Below are 11,146 nucleotides of genomic sequence, written 5' to 3' on the forward strand. Positions count from 1 at the left end.
GGCCAGCGCCAGCCCGCGGCGGACCAGCAGCGCCCCGACGCCGACCGGCGCGCCGAGCTTGTGGCCCGACACCGTCATCAGGTCCAGCCCGCTGCCGGCGAAGGTGACCGGCTCGCTCGCCACCGCCTGGACGGCGTCGCTGTGGCTGCTGGCCCCGACCCGGCGGCAGTCCTCGACGAGGCGCTCGACCGGTTGCACGGTGCCGGTCTCGTTGTTGACCCACATCACCGAGGCCACCGCGGTCCGCTCCCCCAGCGCGGCCCAGGCGGAGTCGAGGACGCGGCCGTCGGCGTCCACGCCGAGACCGACCACCTCCGCGCCCTCGGCGGCGAGCGCGGCGGCGGTCTCGGCCACCGCCGGGTGCTCCACGGTGGAGACGGCCACCTGGTCGCGGCCGTCACCACGGCGGGCCAGCCAGCTGCCGCGCAGGGCGAGGTTGTCGGCCTCGGTGCCGCCGGAGGTCAGCACCACCTCGGTCGGGTGGGCGTCCAGGCTGGCCGCCAGCGACTCGCGGGCCTCCTCCAGCACCCGCCGGGCGGCGCGGCCGGAGCGGTGCACCGAGGACGGGTTGCCGGTCAGCTCCAGCGCCTCGAGCAGGGCCTCACGCGCCACCGCGCTGACCGGCGTCCCGGCCGCGTGGTCGAGGTAGGTGCGCAGGCTCACGGCCCCATCCTGCCCCGACGAGCCCAGGACGGCCTCAGCCGCGGGCGTCCCGGAGCTGCTCGGTGACGGCCGGCAGCACGGTGTGCAGGTCGCCGACGACGCCGAGGTCGGCCATCTCGAAGATCGGCGCCTCCGGGTCCTTGTTGACCGCGACCACCGCGCGCGAGGTCTGCATCCCGGCGCGGTGCTGGATCGCCCCGGAGATCCCCGCGGCCACGTACAGCTGCGGGGAGACGGTCTTGCCGGTCTGGCCGATCTGGTAGGCGTGCGGGTACCAGCCGGAGTCCACCGCGGCCCGCGAGGCGCCGACCGCGGCCCCCAGGGCGTCGGCGAACGCCTCGACCGCGGCGAAGTCGCCGCCGGTGCCGCGTCCGCCGGAGACGACGATCGCGGCCTCGGTCAGCTCCGGGCGTCCGGTGGCGGCCTTCGGGCTGGACTCGAGCACCCGGACGGCCGTCGAGGTCTCCGACAGGGTCACCTGGACGGTCTCGACGGCCGGTTCGACCGGGGCCTCCTCGGCCTCGACCGAGTTCGGCTTGACCGTCACCACCGCGACGTCGGCGGTGCTGGCGGCCTCGACGGTCCAGCTGCCGGCGAACACCGACTGCCGGGTGACCACCCCGCCCTCGCCGGGCTGGACGTCGATCGCATCGGTGACGAGCGCGGCGGTCAGGCGGACCGCGAGCCGGCCCGCCACGTCCTTGGCGTCGGGGGTGGAGGTGAGCAGGACGACCGACGCCTGCCGGTCGCCCGCCAGCTGAGCCAGGGCCTCGGCCCGCGGCGCGGGCAGACCCTCCTGCAGCGCCGGCTCGGCCACGGTGAGCACGGCGGTCGCGCCGTGCCGGCCCAGCGTCTGGACCACCTCGCCGGTCGTCTCGCCCAGCACCACGACCACCGGCTCGCCCAGCCGCCGGGCCAGGGTGAGGAGCTCCAGGGTGGGCTTGCTGACGCCCTGCTCGCCGGCCTCGGCCAGCACGATCACCGATCCCATCTCTCCTCCTCAGACGTACTTGCCGGCGGTCAGGAACTCGGTCAGCGCGGCGGCGCCGGAGCCGTCGCTGTCGGTGACGACCCGGCCGGCCTGCCTCGGCGGACGCGGCGCGGTCTCGCGCACGGTGGTCAGCGCGGCCGCCGCGCCGACCGCGTCGGCCTCCAGCCCGAGGTCGTCGAGGTCCCACTCCTCGACCTTCTTCTTCTTGGCCGCCATCACGTTCTTCAGGCCCGGGTAGCGCGGCTCGCCGGACTGGTCGGTGACGCTGAGCACCGCCGGCAGCTCAGCCTGCACCCGCTGGCTGGCGGTGTCGCCGTCGCGGACGACGGTGAGCGTGCGCCCGTCGAGCTCCACGGTGTGCGCCAGGGTCAGCCCGGGCCAGCCGAGCCGTTCGGACAGCATCGCCGGCAGCACCCCCATCACGCCGTCGGTGGAGGCCATCCCGGTGATGACCAGGTCGGGCTCGAGCTTCCGGATCGCGGCCGCGAGGACCAGGCTGGTGCCCAGCGCGTCGGAGCCGGCGATGTCGTCGTCGCAGACGTGGACGCCGGAGCTGGCGCCGATCTGCAGGGCCTTCTTGATCGCGTCGGCGGCGTCGTCGGGGCCCATCGTCAGGGCCACCACCTCGACCTCGTCGTCGGAGGCCTCGGCCAGCCGCAGCGACTGCTCGACGGCGTACTCGTCCAGCTCCGACAGCCGGCCGTCGGTGCCCTCGCGGTCGACCGTCCCGTCCTCGCTGAAGCCCCGCTCACCAGTCGCGTCCGGCACGTACTTCACCAGCGTCACGATCCGCATCGCTCTCCTCCTCCGTGAGGTCACCCAACCTGGCCGGGCAGGTGCCGCCGGGCGTCATGTTACTCAGGGGTAACCAGCCGGTGGCAAGCCCGCCACCAGCCGCCGCACCCGCTCCAGGGCCTGTTCGCCCAGGCCGTCGACGTAGGCCCGGACGTCGGCTCGCTCCCGCCACCGCTGCGCCCGGTCGGCCACCACCCGGCCCGGGACGCCGGCCACCACCGAACCCGGCGGGTAGACCCCGCGGGCGACCGCGTGCGCGGCCACCACGCAGCCCTCCCCCAGCTCGGTCCCGCGCACCACGGTGACGCCGGTGCCCAGCCAGCAGTCCGGGCCGATCGAGACCGGCGAGCGCACCAGGCCCTGGTCCTTGATCCGCACCCGCGGGTCGGTGAAGTCGTGGTCGAAGTCGCAGACGTAGACCCGGTCGCCGATGATGGTGGCCTCGCCGATGGAGACGTCGAGGTGGGCGTTGACGGTGAGTCCCGCGCCCAGCACGCACTTGGGCCCGATCGTCACGGTGCCCTCGTGGGCGCGCAGGGTGACCCCGTCGGCCAGGTGGGTCCAGGCCCCGATCCGGAGCCGGCCGACGCCGCGGGCGACCTCGAGGCGGACGCCGCGGCCGAGGAAGACGAAGCCGTCGAACTCGACGTCGGGGTGGCGCAGCCGGGCCAGCCGGTAGCGCACCCAGGAGCGCAGGTACACCGGACGCAGCCAGCGCCGGCGGACCAACCAGCGCAGCGTCGACCAGACGCCGGTCCGCCTGGCCGGTGCGCCGTCTGCCGCCCTGCTCACCGTGGCCGGAACCCGGTCACCGACACGTTGTAGAACACCGCCTGCGGCACCACCCGGGCCAGCCGGCGGTCGACCCGGTCGAGCGCCAGCCAGGTGCGGTAGGCGAAGGTGCGCCAGCCCCAGCCGAGCCGCTCCTCCGGCACCGCCGCCTCGAAGGTGCGCACCGGCCAGCCCCACCAGGAGGCGAGCAGCTCGTCCCCGTGCGTCCGCACCCCGACCAGACCCGAGTCGCGCACCAGCCCGGCCAGCTCCTCGGGGTCGAAGGTGTGCAGGTCGACCACCGCCTCCAGCGCGGCGGCGCGGCTCGACTCGTCCAGCTCCTGCTCCGGACGCGCCCAGCCCGACAGGGCCGGGACGCGGCTGGTCACCGCGCGGGTGACGTTCCAGGTGAGGGTGGAGAGCCGGCGGGCGATGGTGTGCCCGACCTTCGTCGGCTCGCCGCAGACCACCAGCCGTCCGCCCGGCTTGAGCACCCGGTGCATCTCGGCGAAAGCGGTCCGCAGGTCGGGCAGGTGGTGGATGACCGCGTGGCCGACCACCAGGTCGAAGCTGGCGTCGTCGAAGGGCAGCCGCTCGGCGTCGGCCACCCGGCCGGTGACGTCCAGCTCGAGCTGGCGGGCGTGGTCGAGCGCGACCTCGACCATGCCCTCGGAGATGTCGGTGACCACGGCGCTCTCGATCAGCCCGGCCAGCATCAGGTTGAGGGTGAAGAAGCCCGTGCCGGCGCCGATCTCGAGGCTGCGCCCGTAGGGCTGGGCCGGACGTCCGCCGACGGCCTCGAACCGGTCACGGGCGTAGTCGACGCAGCGCTGGTCGAACGAGATCGACCACTTGTCGTCGTAGCTGCCCGCCTCCCAGTCGTGGTAGAGCTCCTGGGCCAGCTTGGTGTCCGACCACGCCGCCTCCACCTGCTCGGCGGTGGCCGTCCGTCGTGGGCGCGCCCGACCGCTCTGCTCGGCCTCCGGCGCCTCCTGCTCGGTCATGGCCGTCACTGTAACGACGCGCACCGGCCCGGTCGCCACCTCGGCTAGCGTGACAGGGTGAGCACGAGCCGACCCGACCAGACGCTGCTGGGCGCACGGCCGACCGGCACCGGGACCCGCTTCGCGCTCTGGGCGCCCGGGGCGGAGGCGGTACAGCTCTGCCTGGTGGGCGAGGACGGCTCCGAGCGGCGGCTCGACACCGTCGGTTCCGCGGACGGCACCTGGCAGCTCGAGGTGCCCGGCGTCGGGCCGGGTCAGCGCTACGGCTACCGGGTCGCCGGCCCGTGGGAACCCACCCGCGGACTGCGGTTCAACCCGGCGAAGCTGCTGCTCGACCCGTGGGCCCGCGCGGTGAGCGGGTCGCTCGACCTCGACGGCGCCGTCCGTGACCACCTGCCCGGCCAGCCCGGCCGCATCGACGACACCGACTCGCTGGGCTCGGTGCCGCTGGCGGTCGTGGTCGGCGAGGTGCCGCGCCCGCGCCCGTTGGCCGGGCCGCGTCCCACCGACCCCGTGGTCTACGAGGCGCACCTCGCCGGGACGTCCCGGCTGCATGCCGACGTGCCTGAGCGGCTGCGCGGCAGCTACGCCGGCTTCGCCTCCCCGGCGGTCGTCCAGCACCTGCTCGACCTCGGCATCACCACCGTCGAGCTGCTGCCGGTGCAGCACTTCGTCTCCGAGCCCCACCTGGTGGCCAAGGGGCTGACCAACTACTGGGGCTACAACACGGTCGGCTTCTTCGCCCCGCACGCCGGCTACTCCTCCCGCGGCGACCGCGGCGGGCAGGTGGCCGACTTCGCCGAGCTGGTCTCGACCCTGCACGACGCCGGGCTGGAGGTCGTCCTCGACGTGGTCTACAACCACACCGGCGAGGGCGACCGGGACGGGCCGACGCTCTCGTTCCGGGGGTTGGGCCCCGAGTGGTACCGCCTGGACGCCGGACGCCAGCTGGTCGACGTCACCGGCTGCGGCAACTCCGTCGACACCTCCCACCCGGTGGTGCTCGACTTCGTGCTCGCCTCGCTGCGGTACTGGGTCACCGAGCTCGGGGTGGACGGCTTCCGCTTCGACCTGGCGCCCACGCTGCTGCGCGACGAGCGGCACGCGGTCGACCTGCACCACGCCTTCCTCGAGCGGGTGCGCACCGACCCGGTGCTGTCGGGCGTCCGGCTGATCAGCGAGCCCTGGGACGTCGGCCCCGACGGCTACCAGGTCGGCCGCTTCGGACGTCCCTGGCTGGAGTGGAACGACCGCTTCCGCGACGACGTCCGCGACTACTGGCGGGGCGCCGGTGACGTGCGCCGGCTGGCCACCCGGCTGGCCGGCTCGACCGACCTGTTCGACCCGACCTCGCGCGGGACGTCCAGCACCGTCAACTTCGTCACCGCCCATGACGGCTTCACGCTGCGCGACCTGGTCAGCTACCAGCACAAGCACAACCGGGCCAACGGCGAGCACGGACGCGACGGCAGCGACGCCAACCGCTCGGTCAACCACGGCGTCGAGGGTGAGACCGACGACGCCGGCGTGGTCGCGGCCCGCCGCCGCCACGCGCGTGCCCTGATGGCCACCCTGCTGCTGTCGGCCGGCACCCCGATGATCACCGCCGGGGACGAGCTCGGGCGCACCCAGCGGGGCAACAACAACGCCTACTGCCAGGACAACGAGATCTCCTGGACCGACTGGTCCAAGCCGTGGAGCGACCTGCACGCGCTGACCCGGGAGCTGCTGCGGCTGCGCCGGGAGCACCCCCTGCTGCGCCCGACGCTGCACCCGGTCGGCCGGCCGGTGCGGGACGCCGCCGGCGCCGATCTGGGCCGGCTCGACCTGGCCTGGCTGACCGGGGCGGCCGCGCCGTCCGCCGCCGGCGGGATGGAGGTGATGACCGAGCAGCACTGGCACGACCCGCACCGCCAGCTCCTCGGGATGTACCTCTCCGACGCGGAGGAGGCGCTGCTGGTCTGGTGCCACTGCGGTGGGGAGACCGTCGACCTGCCCCTGCCCGGCGGGCTGCTCGGCTCGGGCTGGCGGCTGCTGCTGGACGCCGGCGGCGACAGCGTCGTGGTCGACGACCGGCTGCGCCTCGCCGCGCCGACCGTCGCCGTGCTGCAGAGCACCGACCTGCCGCGCTGAGACGGGTGTCCGCACGCCCTGTCGGCACGGCGGGCGGCGCAGGAGATCACGGAAGAATGCTTCGCGTCAATTGTCTGTCACCATTCGAGAAATGCGTCACCGATATCCACCCCCCCCTTCACGGGCTACATCACGAGTTGGTAACGTCGCATTTATGAACAACACGAAACGAGCAGCAGCAACCATCGCAGCAGCGGGTGTGCTGGGCGCCGCGTCGGTGTTCACCGCCACCACGGCCAGTGCCGCACCGCCGCCCTACGCCACCGGCACCCCCGACATCACCCACACCGCCAGCAACGCCGAGGTGCGCGAGGCGATCGACGCCATGGGCACCGGTGTCACCATGTGTGGTCTCCTCGGGCCGGTCGCCGTAGCCTGCCAGCTGGCCTACGACGCCCACGGGCCGGGTGAGATGGAGCGGATCGTCAACCAGGGATGCGACCTGCAGGCCCGGACCTGGATCAACCCGAACTCCATCGGCAGCTTCGACCGCTCCTACACCTCCTACGCCGCGGTCAACTGCGACTGAGCGGCACCCAGGAGCACCAGCAGACCTCCCAGCACGAGCCCAGCCCCGCCCGGGGCTGGGCTCGTCGCCTGCCAGCACCCCGCCGTGCACCGCCCCCGGTCAGCGAAGGACCCGCCACCGCGATCCGGCGGCGAGCAGCACCTCAGCCGTCCGCAGGAAGGGGCGCGCCTGGTCCCGACCGCCCAGCGACAGCACGAAGAGACCGGTCGAGACCCGCTCGAGGAAACCCCAGTCCCAGACCACGGCGGGGTCGACGCCCGCCACGCCCGCCACCGTCTCGCACCAGCCGTCGAGCAGGTCCGCCGGGGACCGGCTGGTGAGCAGCTGCGGGCACCAGTCGCGCACGGCGACCCCGAGGTCGTAGGTCGGGTCGCCGACGAACCCGTCGGGGTCGAGCAGGACGAAGCCGTCCTCGGTGCCCGGACGCGGGTCGAGCACCCGCGCGGCGTTGGCCGGCGCGGCGTCGCCGTGCACGACGACGCAACCGGACGGGTCGAAGTCGGCCGCCCGGCGGGCCGCGCAGGCCAGCGCCTCCTCCACCACCGGCTCGGGGCACGGCCGGTCCAGCTCGTGCCACAGCCGGCTGACCAGCGCGGCCAGACCCGCCGCCTTGTCCTCCGGCTCGCCGGCGGCCACCGACGGCGCCACCTGCCAGGCCCGCCGCACCAGCCGCGCCAGCCGCACCAGCTGCTCGCCCGGCGGCAGACCACTGGCCGCCAGGGACGTCCCGAGGGCCTCGAGCAGGACGGCCTCGTGCTCGGGCGCGTGCGCCAGCACCTGCACGTAGCCGTTCCCGGCGGCGCGGAGGAGGGTGTGCACCTGCCGGGCCGAGCCCGTCCCCGGCACCGCCGCCTTGACCACCACCGGACGTCCGTCGGCGGCGACCGCACGCACCACGACGGAGGCCGTCCCACCCGTGAGCACGCCCGTCACCTCGAGCGACCACGCCTGCTCGAGGTCGGTCAGCAGGCGCGGCAGCCGGTCGGCCCACCCCGGGTCACCGGCCGCCCTGGCGCGGGCCCGGACGACCGCCGGCACGTCGACCACGTCGACGCCGCTCACGGGCGAGGGCCCGGCTGGGCGGGGACGTCGGACGCCGGCCAGAGGTCGAGGAGGTAGACCCGGTGGGTGACCGGAGAGCCGTCGGCGCGCACCTCGGTCGGGGAGACGATGGTCCGGGCGTGGGTGAAACCGGCCTTCTCCGCCACCCGCACCGAGGCGGTGTTCTCCGGCTCGACCCGGATGGCGGCCCGGCGACCCACCCGCTGGCGGCGCAGCACCTCGCAGACCAGGCGGACGGCCTCGACCGCCACGCCCTGCCCGCGCGCCCACGGGTGCACCGCGTAGGCGAGGTTGACCTCCCCCGGCTCCAGCGCCTCGACGTCGGGGTCGAAGTCGACGTAGCCGCAGAGCCGCCCCGACCGCCACACCCCGAACCCGCGCTTGCCCGTACCGGCCGCGGCGTTGCGGGCCAGCCGCTCGAAGTAGGCGACCGTCCCGGCGAGGTCCCCGTAGCCGCCGGTGAGCCAGCGCACCGTCAGCCCGTCCTCGCCCCGGCAGTGCGCGGGGGCGTCGGCTGCCACCAGCGGGCGCAGCTCGGTCGTCACGACCGGCACGCTAGGTCGTGCCCGGGGCCGCGTCCACCGGGATACGGCCCACCCTGGGGCGGCGCCCGCTCAGCGGAGCCCGTCGACCTGCATCGGGTTGACCGCCCGCTCGCCCATCACGGCCCAGGCGGTGGCGCCGGTGTGCTGGTAGGCGAAGTAGCCGAACCCGAAGCCGGTGTCGAGCGCGCTGCTGGCCGAGACCATCCCGCGGTGGCGGATCAGCTGCCCACCCGCGTGCTGCCCCGCACCCAGACGGGCCTGCGCCCGCCGGATCTCGCGGACCAGCCCGACCGCCAGCGCGGCGTCGCGGGGTGCGCGGCGGTCGCGCAAGGCGGTGACCACCTGCGCCGTGCCCTCCAGCCAGACGGCGTCCGAATCGACCGGTACCCCGTTGTAGACCGCGGTCGAGGTGAGGCTGGCGTCGGAGAAGGTGACCCCGCGGATGGAGACGCCGGCCGGCAGCTGGGAGTTCGGCGAGTCCGGGGTGTCGGTGGTGCCCAGCGCCTCGACCGCCCAGTCGAGGGAGGTGGCGTAGGCGGCGTCGCGCAGGGCCAGCCAGCTCCAGGTCTGCGGGTCCAGCGGCAGCGGGTCGCGGTTGATCGTGCTGCCGTCGTCGGAGCCGGTGTAGAAGTAGCCGCCGGCCGGCTCCCACATGGTCTCCACCAGGGCTCGTGCCCGCCGTCCGGCGTCCGTCCAGCGCGCACGTCCGGCGGGGTCGGCGGCGCCGAGGGCGCGGAAGAGGGCGACGCAGTCGATGTTGTGCTCGGTCGACACGTTGGGCACCGGCTGGTCGGCGGCGTCAACGCCGAACCGGAAGCCGCCGAGCGCACCGGGGTTGACCGCGCGGCCGAGGATCCACTCCCCGATCCGGCGAGCACCGTCGAGATAGCGGGCGTCGCCGGTGCTGCGGTGCAGGTGCAGCAGCGCGATCCCGGGCCAGGCCATGTCGCCGACGGCGGTGCCGAGGAAGCCGAACTGGGAGCCGATGTTGGCCGTCCGGTCGGGTCGCACCAGCCCGTACGGCTGCGGGACGCCGTCGTAGAACACGTAGGGGCCGACGTTGTAGGCCTGACGCAGCCGGCCGTCGTCGTGCTGGGGGTCGTGCTGCTGGGCGAACAGCAGACCGTCGCCCACCACCCGCGCGGTGCCCCGGTCGCCGACCGCCAGCAGCGCGCAGACGGTGAGCGCGCAGTCGTAGACGAAGGCGGTGGAGAACAGCCCGGACTCGTCGGCGTAGCTCTGCGGCAGCCGTGGCTGGTCGGCCAGCTCGGGGTAGGCCGACGTCATCGTCTGCAGGAACCTCGTCCCGTCGGGCACCAGCGCGGCACCCGGCTGGGCTCCGGCGGGCAGCGCCGCACCGGCGGCGAGCGCGGCCACTCCCGCGGCACCACCGGCGGCGAGGAAGGAACGGCGCCCCAGGACGGGACGGGGACGCGACACAGGACCAGGCATGACGAACTCCGTTGTTCGGCGGACCAGATGGGTGCACCGAACCCCACCGGTGCCCCGCTGTCAACCGTTGCGGTCTCCACCTGCCGGGCCCGACCGGCACCCGGGTGACGCACCACGGTCAGCTCCGCGGCGGCAGACGGCGCTCCAGCCGGCTCAGCCGCTCCGACCAGAGCCGACTGAGCCCCTGCCCCCCGGCCCGGTGGGTCTGCCGGGTTGCCTCGTCGGCCCGGTCGGGATGACCCTGGGCCAGCTCCGCCTCGGCGAGGAGGGTGAGCAGGACCGGGGTGGTCATCCGCGCGCCGGTGGCGCGGTAGCTCTCGACGGCCGCCCGCAGCGTGCCCAGCGCGGTCCCGGACCGCTGCGACGAGCTGCTGGGGGACGTCGCCTCGGCCCAGCAGCGGACCACGTCGGCCGTGTGCGCGTGCACGTCGAGCCCGCTGGCCCGGGCCAGGTCGGCCAGCTCGTCGGCCAGACGGCTCGCGGTGTCGCGGTCCTCCCCGGCTGCTGCGAGCAGGGCGGCGAACATCACCGCTCCACCCGCCTCCGCCGGAGCCGACTGGCGCGCCAGCACGAGGCTGCGCTGCGAGACGGCCTCCGCCTCGTCGCTCCGGCCCGCGCCGGCGAGGGCCTGGGAGAGCAGGGCGAGCACGGGTGTCCGTGGGTGCTCGCGGAAGGCCTCGGCGAGGTCGGGACCCAGCCGGGCCGCCAGCTCGTCGGCGCGGACCAGCTCCTCGACCGCCCCCTCGTCGTCGCCGTGGAGCCAGCGCACGGCTCCCCGGGACATCCGGCCCAGCAGCTCGAACCGTTGCCCCGCCGGCCCTGGAGCCGTCGAGCGCTCCAGCAGGACCTCGCCCAGGGCAGAGGCGTCGTCGAGATCGCCCGTCACGGTCAGCCAGGACAACCGGTGGTACAGGGCGGCGAACATCTCCACGTCCGGTTCGGTGCGCAGCGCCAGGTGCTGGGCCCGCGCCAGGGCACGGTTGGCCTCCGCACTGCCCCATCCCGCCCGGACGGCCACCGTGGAGCCGAGCCGGGACTGCACGGCCAGCTCCCAGCGGTCGCGCTCGGCGCCGGCCGGCAGCCGGGTGGTCAGCGCCAGCGCCTGCCGCAGCAACCGCTCCGCGTGCTCCAGGGCCGTCTGGGCGGCGGCCCGCCGCGAGGCCTGCAGCAGCGCCGGGAGCGCGGCCGCCGGACCGGCGAC

General features: G+C 74.9%; 11 protein-coding genes. 2 read left to right on the forward strand and 9 right to left on the reverse strand.

All coding sequences use genetic code 11. The features are described 5' to 3' along the window. From DVA66_RS11195 to DVA66_RS11215, 5 genes are all read right to left on the reverse strand, one after another. On the reverse strand, positions 1-663 hold a 663-nt coding region (locus DVA66_RS11195; RefSeq protein ID WP_114560163.1), incomplete at its 3' end, for a cysteine desulfurase family protein. Positions 664-697: 34 nt separating this feature from the next. After that, positions 698-1,654: an electron transfer flavoprotein subunit alpha/FixB family protein gene (locus DVA66_RS11200; protein ID WP_114560164.1), complete on the reverse strand. Its 957-nt coding sequence runs from the start codon at positions 1,652-1,654 to the stop codon at positions 698-700. A 9-nt stretch (positions 1,655-1,663) separates the two neighbouring features. Beyond that, entirely contained in the window at positions 1,664-2,449 is a 786-nt protein-coding gene (locus DVA66_RS11205; RefSeq protein WP_198671679.1) for an electron transfer flavoprotein subunit beta/FixA family protein, read from the reverse strand. A 63-nt stretch (positions 2,450-2,512) separates the two neighbouring features. Beyond that, positions 2,513-3,241, reverse strand: coding sequence for an acyltransferase (locus DVA66_RS11210; protein ID WP_157973963.1), 729 nt, complete (start codon positions 3,239-3,241; stop codon positions 2,513-2,515). Further along, positions 3,238-4,224: a class I SAM-dependent methyltransferase gene (locus tag DVA66_RS11215; protein ID WP_114560171.1), complete on the reverse strand. Its 987-nt coding sequence runs from the start codon at positions 4,222-4,224 to the stop codon at positions 3,238-3,240. The genes DVA66_RS11210 and DVA66_RS11215 overlap by 4 nt, the downstream gene beginning before the upstream one ends. A 57-nt stretch (positions 4,225-4,281) precedes the next feature. Here DVA66_RS11215 and glgX point away from each other — a divergent pair, with 57 nt between their 5' ends. After that, complete coding sequence (gene glgX, locus DVA66_RS11220) at positions 4,282-6,357, forward strand: glycogen debranching protein GlgX (protein ID WP_114560166.1); 2,076 nt, start codon at positions 4,282-4,284, stop codon at positions 6,355-6,357. Between the two features lie 154 nt (positions 6,358-6,511). Beyond that, positions 6,512-6,886 carry a hypothetical protein gene (locus tag DVA66_RS11225; protein WP_157973964.1) on the forward strand — a complete coding sequence of 125 codons (375 nt, stop codon included), beginning with the start codon at positions 6,512-6,514 and terminating at the stop codon, positions 6,884-6,886. A 99-nt stretch (positions 6,887-6,985) separates the two neighbouring features. On the opposite strand, the gene DVA66_RS11230 is transcribed toward DVA66_RS11225, so the two are convergent. The 4 genes from DVA66_RS11230 to DVA66_RS11245 form a co-directional block, all read right to left on the reverse strand. After that, complete coding sequence (locus DVA66_RS11230; protein WP_114560168.1) at positions 6,986-7,948, reverse strand: aminoglycoside phosphotransferase family protein; 963 nt, start codon at positions 7,946-7,948, stop codon at positions 6,986-6,988. Then, positions 7,945-8,493 carry a GNAT family N-acetyltransferase gene (locus DVA66_RS11235; protein WP_157973965.1) on the reverse strand — a complete coding sequence of 183 codons (549 nt, stop codon included), beginning with the start codon at positions 8,491-8,493 and terminating at the stop codon, positions 7,945-7,947. The genes DVA66_RS11230 and DVA66_RS11235 overlap by 4 nt, the downstream gene beginning before the upstream one ends. A gap of 69 nt (positions 8,494-8,562) precedes the next feature. After that, on the reverse strand, positions 8,563-9,945 hold the full coding sequence (locus tag DVA66_RS11240; protein ID WP_114560170.1) for an AGE family epimerase/isomerase: 1,383 nt from the start codon (positions 9,943-9,945) through the stop codon (positions 8,563-8,565). 118 nt (positions 9,946-10,063) lie between these two features. Further along, a partial coding sequence (locus DVA66_RS11245) for an ATP-binding protein (protein WP_198671680.1) occupies positions 10,064-11,146 on the reverse strand: 1,083 nt, incomplete at its 5' end.

The organism is Desertihabitans aurantiacus, assembly GCF_003344635.1.
Taxonomy (GTDB): domain Bacteria; phylum Actinomycetota; class Actinomycetes; order Propionibacteriales; family Propionibacteriaceae; genus Desertihabitans; species Desertihabitans aurantiacus.